Source organism: Pseudomonas asplenii, assembly GCF_900105475.1.
Lineage (GTDB): Bacteria > Pseudomonadota > Gammaproteobacteria > Pseudomonadales > Pseudomonadaceae > Aquipseudomonas > Aquipseudomonas asplenii.
The window spans coordinates 2,817,142-2,839,214 of sequence record NZ_LT629777.1; the positions used below are offsets into that span (position 1 = coordinate 2,817,142).

General features: G+C 60.7%; 15 protein-coding genes. 5 read left to right on the plus strand and 10 right to left on the minus strand.

Annotated elements, in window-relative coordinates:
• Positions 1 to 170: 170 nt before the first annotated feature.
• Positions 171 to 1,796 carry an FMN-binding glutamate synthase family protein gene (locus BLU37_RS12865; RefSeq protein ID WP_090205389.1) on the plus strand — a complete coding sequence of 542 codons (1,626 nt, stop codon included), beginning with the start codon at positions 171 to 173 and terminating at the stop codon, positions 1,794 to 1,796.
• Between the two features lie 414 nt (positions 1,797 to 2,210).
• Here the strand turns inward: BLU37_RS12865 and BLU37_RS12875 are convergent, their stop codons facing one another.
• The 6 genes from BLU37_RS12875 to BLU37_RS12900 form a co-directional block, all read right to left on the minus strand.
• Complete coding sequence (locus tag BLU37_RS12875; RefSeq protein WP_090205395.1) at positions 2,211 to 4,103, minus strand: MAC/perforin domain-containing protein; 1,893 nt, start codon at positions 4,101 to 4,103, stop codon at positions 2,211 to 2,213.
• A 279-nt stretch (positions 4,104 to 4,382) separates the two neighbouring features.
• Entirely contained in the window at positions 4,383 to 5,792 is a 1,410-nt protein-coding gene (locus BLU37_RS12880) for an ATP-binding protein (RefSeq protein WP_090205397.1), read from the minus strand.
• Positions 5,789 to 7,603 carry a DAHL domain-containing protein gene (locus tag BLU37_RS12885; RefSeq protein ID WP_090205400.1) on the minus strand — a complete coding sequence of 605 codons (1,815 nt, stop codon included), beginning with the start codon at positions 7,601 to 7,603 and terminating at the stop codon, positions 5,789 to 5,791. Before BLU37_RS12885 ends, BLU37_RS12880 begins: the two co-directional genes overlap by 4 nt.
• Positions 7,600 to 8,559 carry a cytochrome-c peroxidase gene (locus BLU37_RS12890; protein WP_010450295.1) on the minus strand — a complete coding sequence of 320 codons (960 nt, stop codon included), beginning with the start codon at positions 8,557 to 8,559 and terminating at the stop codon, positions 7,600 to 7,602. Before BLU37_RS12890 ends, BLU37_RS12885 begins: the two co-directional genes overlap by 4 nt.
• Before the next feature lie 37 nt (positions 8,560 to 8,596).
• A complete protein-coding gene (locus tag BLU37_RS12895) occupies positions 8,597 to 10,471 on the minus strand; it encodes a putative bifunctional diguanylate cyclase/phosphodiesterase (protein ID WP_090205403.1) in 1,875 nt (624 codons plus the stop codon).
• Entirely contained in the window at positions 10,468 to 12,741 is a 2,274-nt protein-coding gene (locus tag BLU37_RS12900) for a putative bifunctional diguanylate cyclase/phosphodiesterase (protein WP_408003664.1), read from the minus strand. Before BLU37_RS12900 ends, BLU37_RS12895 begins: the two co-directional genes overlap by 4 nt.
• A gap of 242 nt (positions 12,742 to 12,983) precedes the next feature.
• Between BLU37_RS12900 and BLU37_RS12905 the strand changes: the two genes are divergently transcribed.
• From BLU37_RS12905 to BLU37_RS12915, 3 genes are all read left to right on the plus strand, one after another.
• Positions 12,984 to 14,336, plus strand: coding sequence for an HD domain-containing phosphohydrolase (locus BLU37_RS12905; protein WP_010450301.1), 1,353 nt, complete (start codon positions 12,984 to 12,986; stop codon positions 14,334 to 14,336).
• 90 nt (positions 14,337 to 14,426) lie between these two features.
• Positions 14,427 to 14,855 carry an NUDIX hydrolase gene (locus BLU37_RS12910; RefSeq protein WP_090205405.1) on the plus strand — a complete coding sequence of 143 codons (429 nt, stop codon included), beginning with the start codon at positions 14,427 to 14,429 and terminating at the stop codon, positions 14,853 to 14,855.
• A 23-nt stretch (positions 14,856 to 14,878) separates the two neighbouring features.
• On the plus strand, positions 14,879 to 15,517 hold the full coding sequence (locus tag BLU37_RS12915; protein WP_090205408.1) for a LysE family translocator: 639 nt from the start codon (positions 14,879 to 14,881) through the stop codon (positions 15,515 to 15,517).
• A 10-nt stretch (positions 15,518 to 15,527) separates the two neighbouring features.
• On the opposite strand, the gene metR is transcribed toward BLU37_RS12915, so the two are convergent.
• Positions 15,528 to 16,445: a transcriptional regulator MetR gene (metR, locus tag BLU37_RS12920; RefSeq protein WP_090205411.1), complete on the minus strand. Its 918-nt coding sequence runs from the start codon at positions 16,443 to 16,445 to the stop codon at positions 15,528 to 15,530.
• A 226-nt stretch (positions 16,446 to 16,671) separates the two neighbouring features.
• On the opposite strand from metR, the gene BLU37_RS12925 reads away from it, so the two are divergent.
• The gene (locus BLU37_RS12925) at positions 16,672 to 17,679 is read left to right on the plus strand and encodes an alpha/beta fold hydrolase (protein ID WP_090205414.1); all 1,008 of its coding nucleotides are present in this window, start codon (positions 16,672 to 16,674) and stop codon (positions 17,677 to 17,679) included.
• A gap of 75 nt (positions 17,680 to 17,754) precedes the next feature.
• On the opposite strand, the gene BLU37_RS12930 is transcribed toward BLU37_RS12925, so the two are convergent.
• Genes BLU37_RS12930 through BLU37_RS12940 form a run of 3 tightly spaced genes read right to left on the minus strand, consistent with a single transcriptional unit; the run spans position 17,755 to position 22,062 of the window.
• Positions 17,755 to 19,155, minus strand: a complete 1,401-nt coding sequence (locus BLU37_RS12930) for a sigma-54-dependent transcriptional regulator (protein WP_026007324.1) — start codon at positions 19,153 to 19,155, stop codon at positions 17,755 to 17,757.
• Positions 19,145 to 20,938, minus strand: a complete 1,794-nt coding sequence (locus BLU37_RS12935; protein ID WP_090205417.1) for a sensor histidine kinase — start codon at positions 20,936 to 20,938, stop codon at positions 19,145 to 19,147. Before BLU37_RS12935 ends, BLU37_RS12930 begins: the two co-directional genes overlap by 11 nt.
• Positions 20,938 to 22,062 carry a GNAT family N-acetyltransferase gene (locus BLU37_RS12940; protein WP_090205422.1) on the minus strand — a complete coding sequence of 375 codons (1,125 nt, stop codon included), beginning with the start codon at positions 22,060 to 22,062 and terminating at the stop codon, positions 20,938 to 20,940. The genes BLU37_RS12935 and BLU37_RS12940 overlap by 1 nt, the downstream gene beginning before the upstream one ends.
• Positions 22,063 to 22,073 lie beyond the last annotated feature (11 nt).

Here is a 22,073-nt window from a genome sequence, read left to right on the forward strand (position 1 = left end):
GAATCGCAGGGAATTGCAAAGGCGGGGTATTACTGAATGTCACATCTCTATGTTATGGCGCAGGCTATGGGGCATTCGGACACTTCAGTCTTGTCTGGCACCCTGAATTCGTAATATTCGGAAATTTATTGGTATGTTGAGCAAACCGTGCCATGCCAGAAGGAAATCCCATGAGTTTATCCCTGCTGAGTCGTTATGCATTTTTCGTTTGTTGCGTACTGTTTACCCTGGCCACGCTCCCTTTCATAAACCAGCATGAGTGGCTTTGGCCGTTCACTCTGGTGGTTGGGTTTTTAAGCCTTCTGGGGGTTTTTGACCTGCTGCAGTCGCGCCACGCCGTGCGACGCAACTATCCGATTCTTGGCAACATCCGTTACCTCATTGAAGGAATCCGACCTGAGATTCGCCAATACCTGCTTGAAGCCGACGATGAAGCCACCCCGTTTTCTCGCGCGCAAAGAGCTCTGGTGTATGCTCGAGCGAAGAGCGAGGCATCGGACAAGCCCTTCGGTACGCTGATGAATGTCTACCAGACTGGCTATGAGTTCATCAGTCATTCCATGCGTCCAGCGCCCTTATCCGACCCGGAAAGCTTTCGCGTCGAGGTCGGGGGCCCGCAATGTACACAGCCCTATTCGGCGTCGGTCTTCAACGTGTCTGCCATGAGCTTCGGCTCACTTAGCGCAAACGCCATCCGTGCTCTCAACAAAGGGGCCAGGATGGGCAATTTTTCCCATGATACAGGGGAGGGGAGTATCAGCCCGTACCACCGCGAGCACGGCGGAGACCTGGTGTGGGAATTGGGGAGTGGATATTTCGGTTGCCGTACAAGTGATGGGCAGTTCGATGCGCAGAAGTTCGCCAAGCAGGCAAGTGACCCGCAGGTGAAGATGATCGAGATCAAGCTCAGTCAAGGTGCCAAGCCTGGACATGGGGGAATTCTGCCCAAGCACAAGGTCACTCAGGAAATCGCGACCACCCGTGGCGTTCCGATGGGCGAAGATTGCATTTCCCCGTCTCGGCACAGTTCGTTCAACACGCCCTTGGAACTGATGCAATTCATCGCTCAATTACGTGAGCTTTGTGGCGGCAAACCCGTGGGTTTCAAGCTGTGTCTGGGCCACCCCTGGGAATTCATGGGCATCGCCAAGGCAATGCTCGAGACAGGCATACTGCCTGACTTCATCGTCGTCGATGGGGCCGAGGGTGGAACTGGCGCCGCGCCGGTCGAGTTTACGGATCACCTCGGCGTGCCCATGAGAGAAGGGCTTTTGTTTGTTCACAACACCCTGGTAGGCATCAATCTGCGTGACAAGATCAAGATCGGGGCCAGTGGCAAGATCATCAGTGCATTCGATATTGCGAGTGTTCTTGCAATTGGTGCTGACTGGACGAATGCGGCGCGCGGTTTCATGTTCGCCATTGGATGCATTCAGTCCCAATCGTGCCATACGAACAAATGTCCCACCGGCGTTGCGACACAGGACCCTCTGCGTCAGAGAGCGCTGGTCGTCGAGGATAAGGCGACGCGGGTTTACAACTTCCACAGAAGTACTTTGAAGGCGTTGGCAGAGATGTTGGCGGCTGCCGGTCTGAGTCATCCGTCTCAGTTGACGGCTCGTCACTTGGTTCGTCGAATGTCGGCCACTGAAGTGAAGCTGTTTTCCCAGATGCATGTCTTCCTCAAGCCTGGTGAGCTGCTGGAGGGGGCCGTCAGTGGGGTGTTTTATGAGCGCATGTGGAAGGCTGCGCGGGCGGATAGCTTCGACGCATTACCGGGAGAGGATGCTGCTTGAGAGCCTGGGCCAATCGGCCTGCACATTGAGTTCGAGTCCGGCAATCAGCTTGCCGCTCACTCAACTGCTAATGCCAGTCCGTTAAGCTGACTGGCATGGGTTTTACATCCTCGTCTGTCGACGCGGTGGCTCGCTGGCGCCGTCCTTCACGGCACCAGCGAGCGCTTGCGATTAGCCCGCCCAGATTGTGGCTCGGGCCGGCTGGCTGTCGAGAGGGTACTTGTAGTCCTTGGTGTCCCCGGCCTGGATCTTAAAGTGCCTCAAGGCAGCGGCGACCCATGTTGCAGCAAGCTCGTGATTGGCGAACTTCTCACTGCTGCAGTAGGTGGTGCGAGTCGATTTCTGCAGAAACGATTGGTATCCCTTAGCCATTTCAATATTCCTTTTCAGAGAATGGGCAGTTCAAGTCGGGGGTCAGAGCACACAACTGACTTTATTTTCCGACCAGCGCAGTTCCGTATCCCGGCTACGGTACGACGCCACGACCACGCGGCGATCTTCAAAGGCACGCAGGTCCCAATTCGGTTGATAGGACAGGCTCATGATGTAGGGGTAGCGCAGGTCCCAGAGGTTGATGTCGAGATTGGGGGCGAAGGGCTTCAGTACTACTTCCTTCTCCTGGGCTGCGCCGCCGCTGTTCCATTGCAGAACGCCGCAGGTCAGGGCGTTGATCAGATAGAAAGGTTGCATGTCGTATTTTGGCCCCGCCGGCTGCGCATACCACAGTACTTTTGAGGCATCGCCCACGCTATTGTCTACCAGGGTGACTCGCTCTGGAACTTGCGGGTCGGCGGCGATCTGCCATGTGTTCCAATGGTGGCTGCTGAACTTCAGGAAGGAGATCGCTTCCCCCTCGAAGCTGTCATTGCAAACGAACTTTGCCGTGTCGTCTTCAGTGGTATAGAGGTCGGCGAAAATCTCAAGTTCCGGCCGCAACGTACTCTGCGGATCACCGAAACCGATCACATAGACATCCTTGCCCTGGTCATGGTGCGCGCCGTTGCCGTAGCCGATCAGCCCATAGCTGATGCCAGCATAGGGGCATGGCACGCAGCGACGGGAGTCATCGCGCCAGCGATGCAGTGTTGCCTCCGAGCCACCGCATCGATGTTTCAGGAAATCGATGATGTGATCCGGTGGGCTGTAGCGACTTTCACGCGGCCAGAATTCCGTCGCGAGCAGTACGATGGCGTGCTCCAGTCCCATGGACTCGACACGGGACTTGAACGTATTCCAGAACTGGTTGATTTCGGACGCGGCGCTACCGATAACGGGGGCCGTGAAATATTCTTCACGTCCCTCCAGCGTGTTGCGGTCGATCACGCGCACCTTGATAGCGGGATTGCCGACGGCACCGGCTGACCGCTCTTGTTGCTTCATGCGGCCGACGGTCAGGCTGCTGTATTGCCAGGTCGAATGGACACTCAGATAACGACCGAGATAGTTATCCAAGGCCTTCTCTGTCGCGGCGCGCTGCTCGTCGTCGGCAATGAATTTGTAGATATCGGTGAATTCCCGTTCCACGACGATCGGTTTTTTTCCGACGGAAGTAATCCATTCGTTCGTATCTTTGTTGTACTTGTTCGGTTGCGTGAAGAGGGCGTTGGAGAGAATATTGTTGTCGCCACCTTCAGTGGTGACCGAGGCTTCGCGACTTTTCCGGTATTCCTTGCGCTCGACCGTATCTTCGATCGAACCATCAGCCTTGAAGAAGGCGCCGTACTCGGCCTCCAGCGAGGCCTTGATTTTTTCGAAATTCGTCACTTTGGATTTCTGCACCAGGGTGTGGAAATACAGGTTGCCTCCCAGCTTGATCTCGGTCACCACATCGGTTCCGAACATGTCGAAGAACCTATAGAACTTGTTTGCGTCCTTTGGGGTGAACTTCTTGGGTAGACGTTCGACTTCTTCCTTGAACTTGCTTGAGAGCGTCGCGGCCGAGGTCGATTTGAGCTTCGCGCCGCCGAAGACGACACGCAGTGTCCGCAAAGCGGCCGTATTGTCTTGGCGGGAGGTATATCTATTTTCAAAGCTGAGGTGGAATTCGGCAGAGAATGCACCATAGCTGGCAGTGGCGTTGAATTCGGCTTTTGTTTGGCGGCGATAATCCAGCACCGACTTGAAGAGCGATGAGTGTTCTTCGCGTCGTGTATCCGTATGCCGCGTAATGCCGGATGCAGGATCAAATACGGGCTCATTCGTTGTTCGGCCCGCGATGCGGCGGTTTCGACCATAGCCGAGATCGCCGTTGAGCTCCGGGTAATCCGTGGCTTGGAGGGCGCCTGTTATGTCCATTTTGTCATTCATGATCTGCTCCTGCCCAATAAGGGGTTAATGAATAGTTCCGTTATGCAGTTTCGTGTTGGCCTTATCGGGGAGAGCCAATATGGCGCTGCGGCGTTCATGGCGACAGGCCACTGCGGTATCAGCTCAGGATCAGTTCGGTATCAGACGTAACGATGGGAAATGAGCGAGCCGCAGCTCTACGCCGAGGAGGCGAGGGCCGCGTCGCTGTATGCGAGGTGATTCAAGGGGGACGCAGGAGGGCTCTGGAAGGACCAGACAGCTGCCTTCGACAAGGTTGTTTCAGGAGGCGGCTTTGTTCTGACGGATAGGCAACTCTATCCTGAACGTCGTACCGACTCCTACCTCGCTATTGACCGTGATCTGCCCGGCATGTTTTTGCACGATGCCGTAGGACAGCGACAATCCCAGCCCCGTGCCCTTGCCGACCGGTTTGGTGGTGAAGAACGGATCGAAGATTTTCTGCAGGGTCTGGGGGGGCATGCCCGAGCCGTTGTCGGCCACCTCCAGCCAGACCTTCTCTCCCACCCTGCCGCCGCGCAGGCTGATGGTACCGCGTTCCGGCCCCATGGCCTGGGCGGCGTTGACCACCAGGTTCATGATCACCTGGTTGATCTGTGAGGGCAGGCATTCGACTTCCGGCAGTTCGGCGTAGTCCTTGATCACATCGGCCTTGTACTTGATTTCGTTGGCAACGATGTTCAGGGTTGAATCGATGCCTTGCTGCAGATTGCTCCACTGCCACTCCTGGTTCGAGTCGACCCGGGAGAAGTTTTTCAGGTCCTTGACGATCTGCCCGACCCGGGCAATGCCGTCCTTTGATTCCTTGATCAGCAGCGGTATGTCGTCCTTGAGGAAGTCCAGCTCGATCCTGTCGCGCACCGCCTGCAGGTGTCCGAGCAGTTCGGGCGAGGTGATGCCTTCCTCGGCGCTGCGGTAGGCATCGAGCATTTCCCGCAACTGGTTGAAATAGCCGTCGAGGGTACCGAGGTTGGAGCCGATGAAGCCAATCGGGTTGTTGATTTCATGGGCTACCCCGGCGGCCAGTTGGCCCAGGGAGGCGAGTTTCTCCGATTGCACCAGCTGGCTTTCGAGTTGCTTGCGTTCATCGATTTCATGCTGCAAGGCCAGACTCGCCTGGGTCAGTGCCTGGGTGCGCTGTTCGACCAGATCCTCAAGGTGATGCATTTGCAGGTTGGCACGGCGGGTCATCTCCCATTTGGTGGTCAAGGTATTGGCCAGTTGCTGGACCTCGATATTGTCGAAGGGTTTTTTCAGGATCAACAGCCGGTCATGCCCCTGCAGGCGCTCCAGCAGGTCTTCCCAGGAGTAGTCGGTGTAGGCGGTACACACCACGATCTGCAGCAGCGGATCGGCTTGCCACAGGTGTTCGATGGTCTCGACGCCATCCCAGCCCTGGGGCATGCGCATGTCGACGAAGGCCAGGGCATAGGGGCGTTCGGCGGCCAGGGCCTGCTCGATCAACGACAGGCCTTCCTGTCCGCCATAGGCGGAGTCGAGCTCGAAAGACGGGCTGCTGCGGGCCTTGGTCTCGTGGCCGAACAGCGCCGCCTCCATCAGGTCGAGGTCCGGGCTCTCGTCCTGGGCCGGCAGCAATATCTTGCGAAAGTCGTCGTGGATCGACGGCGTATCGTCCACCAGCAGGATGCGGCGGTTCGGCGGTATGTTCATGGAGCTTCCTCGACGGTTTTCAAAGGCAGTTCGAGTGTGAAGACAGCCCCCTGGCCGGGGCCGTCGCTATGGGCGCTCAGGTGTCCGTTCATCTCCATCGCCGCCAGGGCGCAACTGTGCAGGCCAAAGCCATGGCCGTCCTTGCGAGTGGTGAAACCATGGGCGAAGATCCGCGTCATGTTTTCCGGCAGGATGCCTTCGCCGTCGTCCTTGACGCTGATCCGCAAGATACTGTCATCGATCACCCGCACCTGCAGGGTGACCTGGCGGGCCCGGTCAGAAAGGCTGGACATCGCCTGCTTGGCGTTGCTGATGAGGTTGATCAGAATCAGCAGCAGACGGTGCTTGTCGCCCATGATCCGCAGCGTATTGTCGTAGTCTCGGATCACGACGACGTTGTGCCGGGTCAGGGCGCCGGAATTCATGCGCAGGGCGTCCTCGAGCAGGTCGCCGAGGTGCAGGGCTTCCTCCAGGCTCGAGGCTCCCGCGTAGGATTGCTGGGTCGAGACGATTTCCTTGATGTGGTCGACGCTCTTGCTCAGTTGGCCGAGTTCCTCGCTCATGCCTTGCTGTTCCGCGGCGATGGCTTCTACCAGTTGATTCAGATACCCGGGCAACAGCTTGCCCTTGGCGTCGTGGGTGAGGAATTCGCCGAGGTCGTCGGGGTGTTCGTTCATCAGCCCGACCGCCTTGCCCAACCCCAACGCCTTGCTGTTGCGCAACTTGCGGGCGACCAGATCGGCGGAAATGTTCACGCTGTTGAGTACGTTGCCGACGTTGTGCAACACGTTGGTGGCGATCTCGGCCATGCCGGCGTGGCGGGCGGTTTCCATCAGTTCGCTCTGGGCATCGCGCAGTTCGCGGGTGCGTTCCTCGACCCGTTGCTCCAGATGTTCGTTGGCAGTCTGCAGGGCCCGGTTGATCTGGTTGATCTGCGCATAGCTGCGGGCCAGACGGCTGCCCAGGTACAGCAGCAGCACGGCCATCAACGCAGAAAAGATCAGCAGGTACAGATGATATTGCTGGTCGATGCCTTCAGCGCTCTGCTGGTCCTGGTTCAACTGGTCGGTGATGGCATCGAGGCTTTCGGAAACCGGTACGGCGGTAATTTCGTCCAGCAGCGTATTGACGTTGGGCTGCTCGCGCAGGATCAACTGCACGTGGTTGAGCAGAATGTCCATCGGGGTCTTGAAGGCCGGCGGCAGCCGTTGCTGGTCGACCGTCAACTGGTTGATACCCAGCAGGATGTCGCTGGCGCGTTCGTCGGTGGTGGTCTGGGCGAATTCGAGGGTGCTGAGCAGCAGGTCGTAGATATCGTTGGAGGTCGACTGCAGCATCAATTTGTCGACATCTTGCAGCGTACCGAGCTGGCGCTGGATGTCGTCCTCGGCGGTGGGCAGGAAGGCCAGTGAGTTGCGCAGTATCGCGTTGCGCGATTTGAACTGTTCGACCAGCCGCTCTTTCTCCCGCAGGGCCTGGGCCAGCGTTGCGCGGCGGTCCTTCCAGGCTTCCGAAGTGTCGTGCGTCTGGCTCACCGGCAGGGTCTGAAAGTTTTGCCAGTGGCTGTGCATGCCCACCTGGGGTTTGATCAGCGGGTCGTAGTTACGCGCCACGGTGATCCTGGCCTTGAGAATTTCGGTGTCCCATTGCGCATCGAGTTGCTTGATCTGGCCAATCATGTCGCGTGCCTGGGCGTACACCTGGGACAGGTCGCTGCGCGACATGACATAGAGAAACACCAGCACCGCCGCCAGTACCGAGGTCAGCAGTGGCAGCAGTATCCGGTTCAGCAGACGCCGGGTCGGTGTCATAGTGGCTTGTCTCCCCGTTCACCGGTCAGCGTCTTGAGAAACAGCACGATCAGGCGCTTGTCCTCGGCCGAGGCAATTCGTCCCAGTTGATAGGTGAACATCACGTCGACCGCGTCCTCGAGGGTCTTGGCCGAGCCGTCGTGGAAGTACGGCGCGGTGAGGGCCACGTTGCGCAGGCTGGGTACCTTGAAGACATGCCGGTCGTCCTCGTCCCCGGTGACCAGGAAGCGTCCCTGGTCGGCGTCGGTCGGGTTGCCACGGGCCTTGAAATAGTCGCCCATCACGCCGAACTTCTGGAACATGTTGCCACCGATGTTCACGCCCTGGTGGCAGGCGATGCAGCCATAGTCCTTGAAGCGCTGATAGCCATACTTCTCGTCGAGACTGAGTATGTCGGTGTTGCCCTTGAGGTACTGGTCGAAGCGCGAGTCGGGGGTCAGCAGCGTGCGTTCGTAGGTGGCCAGGGCGCTGCGCACGTTGGCGGCGGTCACGCCATCACGGTAGGCCGCGCTGAAGGCGGCCTTGTAGGCGGGGTCCTTGACCAGGGTATCGATGATGTTCGGCCAGTCGTTGCCCATTTCGATGGGGCTCTTGAGCACCTCGCCGGCCTGGTCTTCCAGGGTGTCGGCACGACCATTCCAGAACTGCTTGAAGTTCAGCGCCGCGTTGAACACTGTCGGTGTGTTGACGGCGACGGTTTCGCCATGGAAACCGATGGACAGCGGTTTGTCGTCGACCCCGCCCTTGTCCAGTTGATGACAGGTGGCGCAGGACACGCTGTTGTTGATCGACAGGCGTTTTTCGTTGAACAGTTGGCGACCCAGTTCGACCTGGCGCGGGTCCTGTTCGGCGATATCCGGCAGCGGCTTGAGCGGCTCGTCCAGTGGCACCGCCTGTGCGGGCGGGCCCCAGGCGTTGGCGAGCAGTAGCAGCACAAGCAATCGGCGAAATGACATTGCACGTTTTCCTGGCTGTTGACGGTCGTGGGGGCGTTCAATCCTGTCCCGGGGCTTTTTCTCGCCAGTCCTGCAACAGGCTGGCGAACGCGTCGGCTGCGACGGCCCTGCTGAAGTAGTAGCCCTGGACTTCTCCACAGGCGTGGGCCTTGAGGAACTCCAACTGTTCGCGGGTTTCGACACCTTCGGCAATGGTCGTGAGGTTCAGGCTCTTGCCCAGGCTGATGATCGCGCTGACCAGCGCCGCGTCGTTGTTATCACCGCCGAGGTTGCGTACGAACGACTGATCGATTTTCAGCACATCGATGGGAAAGCGCCGCAGGTAACTGAGGCTGGAGTAACCAGTGCCGAAATCGTCGATCGCCAGGCGAATACCCAGGGCTTTGAGCGCATGTAATACCTCGAGAGTGGCGTCGATGTTCTGCATCAGGATGCTTTCGGTGATTTCCAGTTCGAGATAGTGCGGCTCCAGCCCGGTTTCCTCCAGCACCTGGCGGATGCCGGCGAGGTAGTTCCGTTGGCGGAAGTCGATGGCCGAGACATTCACCGACATGACCAGATTGCCCAGTCCCTGTGCCTGCCAGGCCTTGGCCTGGCGGCAGGCCTGTTGCACCACCCAGCGGCTCAGCGGAACGATCAGTCCGCTGTCCTCGGCCACCGGGATGAAGTCACTGGGGAAGATCCAGCCACGCTCTGGATGCTGCCAGCGAATCAGCGCCTCCGCGCCGACCACCGTACCGCGACTGAGGTCCAGCTTGGGTTGGTAGTGCAGCACGAACTCGCCACGCTCCAGGGCCAGGCGAATGCCTGATTCGATGGACTGCTGCCGGCGTGCGTGCAGGTTCATGTCCTCGACGAAGAAACCGAAATGGCCCGGGCCCTGTTCCTTGACGTTGCGCATGGCCGTTTCGGCTTTCTTGACCAGGCCCAGTGCGTCCTCGCCGTCGCCGGGATACAGGCTGATGCCCAGGCTCGCGGTGACCCGCAGGGCGTGTCCGGCCACTTCCAGCGGCGTGTTGATGGCGCTCAGAACCTTTTGCGCGATACCGTGGGTCTGGTGCGGGTGGGCGATATCGGGCAGCACCAGGACAAATTCGTCGGAGCCATAACGAAACACCGAGTCGGACTGGCGCAGCGCGCCGATCAGGCTGTGCGCCACATGCTTGAGCATTTCGTCGCCCGCCGGATGCCCCAGTGCATTGTTGATGCGCTTGAAGCGGTCCAGGCCGATGAACATGATCGCTGTCTGCTCGTCATGCCGCCTGGCCAGGGCGATCGCCTGGCTGAGCCGATCGACGAGCAGGGTGCTGTTGGGCAGTTCGGTGAGGACATCGAACTGCAGCAGGCGCGAGACGTGCAAGAGTTCCTGAACCCGCTCCTCGATGGTCCGTTCCAGGTCGGCCATGCGGGTCGCCATGTCCTGCGCCAGTTGCCATTTCCAGGTCAATGCACTGGCCATCTGGCGGATTTCCAGGCTGTCGAAGGGTTTCTTCAGGATCAGCAACTGGTCGCTGAACGCCAGGCGATCGGCCATGGATTCCCAGGAGTAGTCCGAATAGGCGGTGCACAGGGCGATTTGCAGGGCGGGGTCGACCTTCCACAGTTGCTCGATGGTTTCCAGGCCGTCCCAGCCGGGTGGCATGCGCATGTCGATGAAGGCCATGGCATACGGCCGTTTGGCAGCCAGAGCCAGCCGTACCAGCTCCAGGGCTTCCTGGCCCTGATAGGCCGAATCCAGTTCGAACACCTGGCGCTGCGGCTGGCTGACACCGAACAGCAGGGTTTCGGTCGACTCCAGGCTCAACTCATCCTCTTCTTCGGGGCCGAGGATTTTGCGGTAGTCCTGATGAATCGATGCGGTGTCGTCGATCAGCAGGATGCGCCGGTTGGCGGCGCCGACCCGGGCGTTCATCGCGACCTCTCGGGCTCTGACAGGGCCTGTGGGGTGAGGGTGCCCCGTTGCAGCAGCAGGGCTGCCTGCTGGCTGTCGACGGCCTTGCTGAAATAATAGCCCTGAGCCGTCATCGGCGAGCCGGTGGAAATCAGCGAACTGCGTTGTTCCAGGGTTTCCACACCCTCGGCAATGATGCCGATCCCCACTTCGCGGGCGAAGTTGATGATTGCCTTGAGTGTGGTGGCGCTGTCGGCGTCCTCGGTGGCGTGGTTGATGAACGATTGCGCCAGCTTCAAGTTGTTGACCCGATAGGTCTTGAGATAGTCGAAGGACGAGTAGTCGGTACCGAAGTCGTCGATGGCGATCCTGACCCCGAGCTCCCGCAGGCGTGGCAGTACGTCGTTCTGTGTCCATTTGGTCTGGGCCAGCGTCGCCTCGGTGACATCGAATTGCAGATCCGATGGCGAAAGGTCCCAGCGGCTGGTGGTCTCAATGACATCCTTGAGCAGTTCGGTACCGCTCTTGAGCTGGGCCAGCGACAGATTGATCGCAATCACCGTCGGCGCCATGCCCTCGTCGCGCCACTGGCGCATCTGCTGGCAGGCCCGGTCCAGCACCCAGTGGCCGAGGGCAACGATGGTGCCGGTTTTTTCCGCAGCAGGAATGAACACATCGGCGCCAAGCAGGCCACGTGTAGGATGGTTCCAGCGTACCAACGCCTCCATGCCGAGAATCCTGCCGCTGGTGAGGTCGACTTCCGGCAAGTAGTGCAGTTCCAGCTGGTTTTGCGAGATGGCTTCTTTCAGGTCGTTGGCGATCGCTACCCGCTCGCTGACCCCCTGGTTGATCTCGTCAGAATGGAAGTGATACTGGTTGCGACCCTTTTCCTTGGAGCGGTACAGCGCCATATCGGCCTGAACCAGCAGGGTGTCGGCACTATCGCTGTCTGTTGCGTAGGTACTGATGCCGATGCTCACGGAAATCCGCACTTCATTGCCATCGAGGCTATAAGGCTCGACCAGGGCATTGCGGATTTTTGCCGCCAGCGCGCCGCAGATGGAGGGGTCGCTCATTTCCGCTTGCAGGATCGCGAACTCATCGCCACCCAGTCGCGCCACCAGGTCGCCCTCGCGGGTGCAGTCCCTGATACGTTGTGACACTTCCTGGAGCAGCAGGTCGCCGATCGGATGGCCGAGGGTGTCGTTGATCCGCTTGAAGTGGTCGAGGTCCAGATAGAACACCGCGAACGGCAAGGCCCCGCGCTGGGCGGCGGCAAAGCTCTGGTGCAGGCGTTCGATCATGGTCGAGCGGTTGGCCAGCCCTGTGAGTCCGTCGGTACGGGCGAGCAGGGCGATCTTTTCTTCGGCGGCCTTGCGCTCGGTGATGTCGATGATAATACCCTCGACCTCGAGCAGGCGCCCTTCGGCATCGCGCACCGGTACGTAGCGGTTCTCCACCCAGCGCCATTGGCCATCGCCGGTACGCAGACGAAACTCGATGGAAGCGCCCTGGGCATCCTTGTCCAGCACCCGCGCCATGGCGGCGTCGACCTTGGGCTGATCTTCCTGGTGAATCAGTTCCTTGGCCCAGTCGCTTGAGGCCATCAGGTCCTTGGCGACATGGCCGAACTTGGTGATGTTATGGGAGATGTACATCAGTGGGAACGACGGCTCACCGCGCAGGCGGTAGAGAATGGTCGGGCTGTTCTGGACGATGATGTTGGCGTCGGACAGCTCACGGGTGCGTTCTTCGACGGCCTGTTCGAGCAGATCCATCTTCAGGGCAGCCTCTTCGGTCATCTGCCATTTGACGGTCAGGGCATTGGCCAACTGGCGAATCTCGATCGCATCGAAGGGTTTTTTCAGGATCAGCAGACGGTCGCCCATCTCGATACGTTCGTTCATGTCCTCCAGTGAGTAGTCGGAATAGGCGGTACACAGGGCGACTTGCAGCTTGGGGTCGACTTGCCAGAGCCGTTCGATGGTCTCCAGGCCGTCCCAACCCGGGGGCATGCGCATGTCGATGAAGGCCATGGCATACGGCCGACCCTCGATCAGCGCCTGCTCGACCCTGGCCAGGCCTTCACGGCCCTGGAAGGCCGAGTCCAGTTCGAAAACCTGCTCCGCATGGCTGACCGTGACCGTATCGCCGAACAGGGCTTGCTCGGCCGATTGCAGGTCGTCCACGACCCCCGTGGGGCAGAGGATCTTGCGAAAATCCTCATGGATGGAGTTCGTGTCGTCGATGATCAGGATGCGGCGATTGATCCGTGCCGATACACCTTTCATCGTGATGCCCTTGCTGGTCGATGGAAATGCATTGAACGCATACAAAGAGTCCTTTCCCCCAGGTGCACAGCGAATGCGCGCTCGACTGCTTGCAGCATAGATGCAGTTTTCTTCAAGTGCTGGCGAAGAGAGGGCGTTTACCATTCATCCGGCGTAAAAGCATCTACCCTTAGGGCGAGGACAGGGATTGCCGGCTATTCGCGGTCCCGTAATCTGAAGCCCACGACGACATGAGGTGCGCCATGGATGAATCCGCCGTCGGTTCCCCGACCAGGCCCCGTATTCTGCTGGTCGATGACGAAGAGTCGATTCTCAACAGCCTGCGGCGACTGCTGCGTAGCCAGCCCTATGAGGTGGTTCTGGCCGACAGCGGGGCTCGGGCGCTGGAGATCCTGGCCGAGCAGCCCGTCGACTTGGTGATCAGCGATGCACGCATGCCGAACATGGATGGCGCGACCCTGCTGGCGCGCATCCACGAGCTGTACCCCTCGACCCTGCGGATCCTGCTGACCGGTTATGCCGACCTGGACATGATCACCAAGGCGATCAACGAAGGGCGGATCTATCGCTATCTCAGCAAGCCCTGGAACGACGAAGAACTGGGACTGACGGTGCGTCAGGCGTTGGCCTACCAGCATTCGGAGCGCGAACGACAGCGCCTGCAGGTGTTGGCCCGGGAACAGAACCAACAGTTGCAGCAGCTCAACGAGACGCTGGAAAAACGGGTGTTGGCGCGAACCAGCGAGGTCCAGCAGACCGCCGATATGCTCGACCTGGCCTACGAAGAGCTCAAGCGCAGCTACGCGGTGACCGCCGAGGTGTTTTCGCGGATGGTCGAGTGGCGCTTGCCCAAGGACAAGCAGACCAACCGGGCGGTGATCGACCTGGTCCGTGCCTGGAGCAAGGCCAACGCGCTGGACGAGGCCGACAGCCGTAACCTGGCGATGGCCGCGGCCTTGCACAACATCGGCAAGATGGGCTGGACGGACGGCATGATGGGCGCTCCGGCCGATCAGTTGCACCATACCGAGCGCGAGCGTTATCGCGGTTATCCCAAGCAGAGCGAGTCGTTGCTGATGACGCTGGAACCGATGCAGGATGCGGCGCGGCTGATCCTGCATCATCAGGAGCGTTGGGACGGCAGCGGTTTCCCCGATCATCTCAAGGGCGAGGCGATTCCCCTGGGTTCACGGGTGTTGAAGCTGGCCGTCGATTTCATCGAGTTGCAGCATGGGCTGATTCTCGAACGACGGTTGAACAGTGACGAAGCCCTGCTGTTCATCCGCAAGTATGCCGGGCGTCTCTATGATCCCGAGCTGGTGGAACCCTTTATCAAGGTCTGCGCCGAGCACCTGAGCGATGTCACCGCCGGCGACCCGACGGTGAAGGTCCTGAGCACCCGCGAGCTGGCGGCAGGCATGGTCCTGGCACGCAACCTCAATGCCGACAATGGCATGCTGCTGCTCAATGCCGGCAAGGTCTTGAGTGGGCCGTTGGTGGAAAAACTGATCGGTTTCGAGGCGATGGAGGGGGCCAAGTACAGCGTGTTCGTCAAGGTGCCGGAAGAGGTCACGCCGCTGGAGCAGGTGACCTGAGTTCAGCCAGACAAGCCTACCTTTGGCGGGCTTGCCTGTTGTCCCGGCGAGTGTGATCCTGGCGCCCTTTGCCGGGATTGCATTGACGCCATGACTCTTTCTACTGTCTCCAGGACGATTCGTATTGCCGCAGCCCTGCTGATCGGCCCCGATGGCCGTACTCTGCTGGTCCGCAAACGCGGCACCCTGGCCTTCATGCAACCCGGCGGCAAGATCGAACCCCATGAGCAGCCGGTGCACGCCCTGACCCGCGAACTTGAGGAAGAACTGGGGCTGCGGGTCGATCCTGCCGCTGCCCGCTACCTCGGAAAATTTTCCGCACCGGCTGCCAACGAGCCGGGCTTCGAGGTACAGGCCGAACTGTTTCTGCTGCAGATCGCCGAAGCGGTCGAGCCGGCTGCCGAGATCGAGGAAGTGGTGTGGATCGATCCGGCGTCCGACGGCAATCTGTGTCTGGCGCCGTTGACACGGGACCTGATCCTGCCGTTCTATCGTGCTTCGCTTGCACCCGACGCCTGAGCGAAACCTCCCGAGGACCGTCCATGATCCCCGTTCAAGACCTGCTGATCTTCGCCGCCGCTTCACTGTTGATGGTCCTGACGCCGGGACCGAACATGATCTACCTGATTTCCCGTTCGATCTGCCAGGGCCCCAAGGCCGGTGTGGTGTCGTTGCTGGGGGTGGTGGGCGGTTTCTTCGTCCATCTGTTTGCTGCCGCGCTGGGCCTGACCGCCGTGTTCATGGCCGTGCCGCTGGCTTATGAGTTGCTCAAGTGGGCCGGTGCACTGTACCTGCTGTGGCTGGCCTGGCAGGCGCTCAAGCCTGGGGCACGGTCGCCGTTCGAGCCTCGGCAGTTGCCGCCTGATTCGTCCGCGCGGTTGATCACCATGGGCTTTCTCACCAGTGCCCTGAATCCGAAGATCGCGGTGTTCTACCTTTCGGTGTTTCCGCAGTTCATCACCCCGGAGCACGGCTCGGTGTTCGCCCAGAGCCTGACCCTTGGCGTCACCCAGATCAGCGTGAGCTTCACCGTCAACCTGCTGATCGCGCTGTTTGCCGGCGGTCTGGCCAGTTGGTTCATGCACAACCCGCGCTGGCTGGCTGTGCAACGTTATGTCATGGGCTTCGTGCTGGGCGGCCTGGCGCTGCGGCTGATGCTCGAACAACGCCGGGCCGCCTGAGAAGGTCGCGTCAGCGTACCGCGCTGACGCCATCGAGGGTGGAGAACGAGGTGTCCTTGGCCGTCAGCAGAAAGTCGCGCATATAGGGCACCTCCAGCATGTCGGTGCGAATCGCCGCGTACAGTGTGGCAAACAGGCCTTTCTCGCCCAGCCGCTTGGCTTTCACGTAACCGCGCGAGCTGTATTCGTGCAGCGCCCAGTGCGGCATGCCGCAGACACCGCGGCCGCTGGCCACCAACTGCATCATCATCACGGTCAGTTCCGAGGTCCGCACCTGCGCTGGTTCGATATCGGCCGGTTCCAGGAATCGGGTGAAGATGTCCAGGCGGTCGCGTTCCACCGGGTAGGTGATCAGGGTTTCCCGGGCCAGATCCTCGGGCACGATATACGGTTTGCTCGCCAGGGCGTGCTGGTTGGCGACGGCGAGCATTGCCTCGTAGGTGAACAGCGGCACGTAGGTGATGCCCGCCAGGTCCAGTGGGTCGGAGGTGACCACCAGGTCCAGGTCGCCTCGGGCCAGGGCCGGCAGCGGTGCAAAGGAGAAGCCGGAGGCCAGGTCCAGTTCGACTTCCGGCCAGGCATCGCGGAACTGGTCGATGGTCGGCATCAGCCACTGGAAGCAACTGTGGCATTCGATCGCCATGTGCAGTCGACCTGCGGTACCACCGGCCAGCCGGGAGATATCCCGTTCCGTCGCGCGCAGCAGCGGCAAGGTGGCATCCGCCAGTTGCAGCAGACGCAGGCCGGCGCTGGTGAACCGTACCGGTTTGGTCTTGCGCACGAACAACGTCATGCCCAGGCGCTCCTCCAGTTCCTTGAACTGGTGGGAGAGGGCCGACTGCGTCAGGTGCAGGCGCTCGGCGGCTTCCACCAGGCTGTCGGCCTCACGCAGGGCATGCAGGGTTTTCAAGTGACGGATTTCGAGCACCAGAGGCTCCATGAGCAATTTTTGGCAAAGGACGCTAGAAGCGTGAGTTTGTCTCATGATGACGCGGCTGTCGACTGCCGCCTCTGGCGATAGACGTGTGACTTGTCCGATAGGCCGATACCGCCGATGCAATCTTCATCAAACTGTCATTGAACTGTGGCAGCGCGCTGCAACAAATATCATCAGACTCGCGCTCCACTGGGGTTCTGCGTTTCGGTATTTTTTCATGCATGTACGTTTTCTTTCTGCGGCAGTTCTGCTGGCCGCCTTGCTGTTCGGCTTGCCGGCATTTGCCGCTGGCCGCTGCGATGTCAATGTTCCCACCGAGCATGTCGATCTGGATCAGGTCAGCCTGGCCTACCAGAGCATCGGCCGTGCCTCGGACCCGGCGCTGCTGCTGATCATGGGCCTGGGCGGTCAGTTGATCCATTGGCCGGACGAAGTGGTGGTCGCCTTGTGCCAGCAGGGTTTCCGGGTGATTCGCTACGACAACCGCGACGTCGGTCTGTCGACCTGGCGCCATGCACCGGCGAGTGCCAACCTGACCTTCGAAGTGCTGCGCTACAAGCTCGGTTTGCCGGTATCGGCGCCCTACAGCCTGACCGACATGGCCGGCGATGCGTTGGGGCTGATGGATGCACTGCACGTCGAGCAGTTTCATGTGCTCGGTGCCAGCATGGGCGGGATGATCGCCCAGCGTGTGGCGGCCATGGCTCCGCAGCGGGTCGAGAGTCTGACGCTGGTGATGACCAGCTCCGGTGCCGAAGGTTTGCCGGCGCCGAGTGCGGCGTTGGTGCAGTTGCTGTCGCGGCGCAGTGCGCCCAATCGCCAGGTGGCCATCGAGCAGCAGGCCGACCTGTTGGCGGCGCTGGGCAGTCCGCAGGTCAAGGACGATCGGAACAAGCTGCTGCGCCAGGCCGCGGCCTCTTATGATCGGGCGTTCAATCCGGAAGGGGTGAAGCGCCAGATCATGGCGATACTGGCCGAGCCTAGCCGGGTGCCGCTGCTCAACCAGTTACGCGTGCCGACCCTGGTGGTGCATGGCACCGCCGATCCGTTATTGCCGGTGATGCATGGGGTGCACCTGGCGGCGCATATCCAGGGCAGCCAACTGGTGCTGATCCCGGGGCTGGCCCATCGGTTCCAGGAGGCGTTCAAGGCCCCGTTGCTGGCGGCGGTGCTGCCTTATCTGCGGGCGCATCAGCAGGATGTCAGCCACGTCGCGCAGCTTTGATGGGAATGGGCTTCAGGCCATGAAGTCAGCGCGCTCCTACAGGGGGGCGATGCGCCGCAGGATGTGTCGTGGGGGTCAGCGGATGATCTTTTCTACCTGGATCGCCAGCTTCTTCAGGCGATACCAGAAGCTGCGCTCGGAGATCCCGATCATCTGCGCGGCGGCGGCCTGGACCCCATTGGTTTCCTGCAAGGCCGCCAGGATGTAGCCCTTTTCCACTTCCGCCAGTGCCGCGTCGAGGTCCTTGGGGATCGCCGGGCCGGCATTGAGCGCCACGGTCGGGTTGCCCGGTTCCGTCTGCGATGGGCTGAACAGGTACGCGGGCAGGTCGCTTTCTTCGATCACCGGGTTCGCGGCGACGATGGTCGCGCGTTCCACGCAGTTCTGCAGTTCGCGAATATTGCCCGGCCAGTTGTAGTTGGCCATCGCCTGTAGCGCCTGCGGGCTGAACCCAGTGATGCGCTTGCCGGCGCTGGCACCCAGGGAACGGGCGAAATGCCGGGCCAGTGGAGCGATGTCCTCGGCCCGCTCGCGCAGGGCCGGCAAGGGAATCGGAAAGACGTTCAGGCGATAGTAGAGGTCTTCACGAAACTCCTTGTTCGCCACCGCTTCGAGCAGGTTCTTGTTGGTCGCGGCGATCACCCGCACATCGACCTTGCGTTCGCGCGTGTCGCCTACCGGCTCGATCACCCGCTCCTGCAGCGCACGCAGAATCTTCGCCTGCAGAGCCAGCGGCATGTCGCCGACCTCGTCGAGGAACAACGTGCCCTTGTCCGCCTGCATGAAGCGCCCGACCCGATCCGAGACGGCGCCGGTAAAGGCCCCCTTGCGGTGGCCGAACATTTCGCTTTCCAGCAGCCCTTCGGGGATCGCCGCGCAGTTGACCGCGACAAAGGGTTTGTCGGCGCGGTTGCCGTGCTGGTGGATCGCCCGGGCGACCATCTCCTTGCCGGTGCCGCTCTCGCCGGTCAGCAGGATGGTCGCGTTGCTCTCGCGTACCGAATCGACCGCCTGCAGCACCCGGCGAAAGGTCGGGCTGTCGCCCACCAGGCTGTCGATCTGCTGGTGTTCGTCCAGCTCGGCGCGCATCCGCGCGTTGTCGCGCAGGATGTCGCGAAACTGCAATGCCTTGCTGACGGTGATGTCCAGCTCGTCGATGTCGAACGGCTTGGCAATGTAGTCGAAGGCGCCGTTGCGCATCGATTGCACGGCGTTTTTCACCGTGCTGTAGGCGGTCATCACGATGACCGGCAATTGCGGGAAGCGCGACTTGATCTCGGCCAGCAACTGCGGACCATCCATGCCGGGCATGCGCCAGTCGCTGATGACCAGGTCGATCTCTTCCTGGTCCAGCACCACCAGCGCCTGCAGGCCGTTGCCGGCGGTGAACACCTGGATATCGTTATGGCTCAGGGCCGAACTGAGCAGGTCGCAGAGTTTGGGCTCGTCATCGACCACCAGGACCTTATGCGTCATCGTCATGTTCCTCGTCATCCTCGGCGTCCAGGTCTTCGCCATGGGCCGGAATGTACAGCTTGAAGCAGGCGCCTGCATCTTTCTCGCTGATGCATTCGATCCGCCCATCATGGTTTTCCATGATCGAGAAAACCTTGGCCAGGCCCAGGCCGGTGCCCGAGGCCTTGGTGGTGACAAACGGCGTGAAGATCCGCTCGATCATGTCCGCCTCGATACCCTGGCCGGTGTCGGTGACGCTGATGACGGTGTAGTGCTGGTCCATATCGATGCCGAGCGTCAGGCGACCGCCGTTGGGCATGGCGTCGATGGCGTTGAGGATCAGGTTCAGGCAGGCCTGTTTCAGTTGGCCGGTATCGGCGTACAGCGTGGCCCCGGGGGCCTGCTCGTCGATGTGCGCATCGATGTTGTGGGTCGTCAGCTCCGGGGCACAGAAACCGAGAATTTCTTCGGCCAGGGCCCGAGCGGGCTGCAGAACCCGAATCGGTGCGTTCGGCTTGGCGAAATCGAGAAACTCGGTGATCAGGTCATTGATCCGCGACACTTCGCTGATCACGTATTCCAGGTGGCGCTTGTCGGTGTCCGGCAGGTTGGCCCGACGGTGCAGCAGTTGCGTCGCGGTCTTGATGATGCCCAGCGGATTGCGGATTTCGTGGGCCAGGCCCATGGCGACTTCGCCCAGCGCGTGCAGGCGATCACGGCGGCGCAGTTGTGCTTCCAGGTGATGCAGTTCACCCAGGCGTTCGGTCATGTGGTTGAAGGTATGGCTGAGTTCGGCCAGTTCATCGCTGCCGATCACCGGGACATGCTTGTTGTAGTTGCCGGAGATGACCGCTCCGACCCCTTCGGCAAGCCCCCGCAACGGTCGGGTCAGGCGTTGCGAGACCAGCCAGCCGACGCTCAGGGACAGTGCCGAGCCCACGAGGAAAATCAGGATGAACAGGTTGCTCTGGTTGACCAGGCCGACCAGGCTGTTGTGGCGCAACAGGCCGCTGAAAATGACGCCCTGCAGGTCACCGGTATCGTTGAAAATCGGCCAGTACAGGCCACTGTAGCGGCTGGTGAAGAGTTCGCTCGGCAGTCGGGTGTCGCGCAGGTTTTTTTCGATTTTCGTCGGGATCTGCAGCGGATGATCGTCGAAGCGCTGGGTCGAGAAGATTTCGGCGAACCCCTTGGCGTTCGCCAGGTACAGGCGCAGGTCGAGGGAATGGACATCGGCGACGCTGTTGAGGAAGCTGCTGTCCAGATAAGTGGCGATCATCAGTTGATAGTCGACGCCTTCCTGGGTACTGGGGAACATCGAGACCACCACGCCGGTCGGTACGCCCGCGACCTTGATGGTCTGCAGCACGGCATTGGGCGCGGTGCTGACCTGTTCGACGATATCGTCGGAGGCGGTGCTGAACACCACCTTGTGATCCTGCGTGCGGATCAGCGCGACGATGTCGATGCCCATCGCATCGGCGATATCGGCGGTCAGCTTGTCATGCTTGGCCGCCTGGCGCGAAGTCGGCGGTCTGGTGTAGAGCAGGAACAATTGCGCGACCCGCGCGTTGTCACGCTGGATCTCGCTGATCTCGTCCTTGACGATCTTGGTCGACTCCTGCAGCCAGATGCGCACATTACTGTCGAAAATCTGCGACAGGGTGGTCGCCGCCAGTTCGGCGGCGATCATGGTCGGCACGACGCTGACCAGCCAGAACGCCAGCAACAGTTTGCGCTGCACACTCCAGCGCGATATCGAGAAGGGGCGGCGTTTACGGCGGCGTTCTGGGGTAGGAGTCATCAGGTTTCGCTTATCGCGGCAGCCATGGCAGGGTCGAATCGATCCGGGCGGACAATCAATTTGACCAGTTTCAGGAGGTTGTTGACCAGCCGGTTTCGATGGTGAAAGAACAGGTTGTTGCCCTGGAACGTGCAGCCCAGGCGGATCTTGCTGGCATAACCGGCCTGACCGCATTCGTACCGGGCGATGCCCTGCTTGATACAGTACTCGACATTGGCCATCCAGCTACGGAAATAGAGGTTGTGCTGACGGGTTTCGTTCAGGTCGTGACCGAAAAATTTATCGATCAGCCGATCCTGATCCAGCAGGATCAGGTTGAACGCCACTAACCGATCGTCGATCCAGTAGAGAACGCAGGCAGCGCGTTCGTCCAGTTGTTCGAGCACACCGGTGAAATAGTCCGCCGGCAGGCGTTCGAACTGGGTTTCGCTGCGCGCCAGGGTCGACTCGTACAGACGCATGACCTGCGGCAGTACATCATCGATGTTGCGCCGCCACTCGATCCGTGGCCCGGGTGTGCGTAGCTTGCGCCGCAGGTCCTTGCGAGTGGATTTGCCCAGGGAGCCGAGGTAGGCGTCGAGCGAGCCGAAGGGCACCGGTAGCGTCGATCCGGGCAGGCTGGGCAATTGCTGGAAGCCGGCGGCCTTGCAACTGCTGGTCCAGTCGTTGTCGGCGCTGGGGGCGTCCTTGACTGCTGTGAGGCTGATTTTCAGACTGGCGGCATCTTCCCGCGCGAGTCGCAACAGGCGCTCCAGCAATGCCTGGCGTCGTTGCGCTGGCACCTGGCTGGCGATGCCGGCATGGCACTGCTCCGACACGGGCGAACCAATGGCGTAGAGTCCCAATTCGAGAAGGCCTGGCAATGCCCGGTTGAGCCAGCCGGTCACGCGTTTGGCCACCCCCTGCATCGTGGTGTCGAGTTTGTAGCGGGTGATGAAGGCGGGGGCGACGGCCAGCAGGCGGCCGTCTTCGAACAACGCCAGGTAGCGCCATTCGAAGTCGTCGATGCCGGCCTTTTCCACAGCCAGGTAATACTCCCAATTTTCCAGCGCGCCCGGAAAGCAGTCATTCCAGGCTGCACGGTCAATCGCCTCGATGCTGGAGAAGGCTTGGGCGTCAATCACGTGGTCTGTCC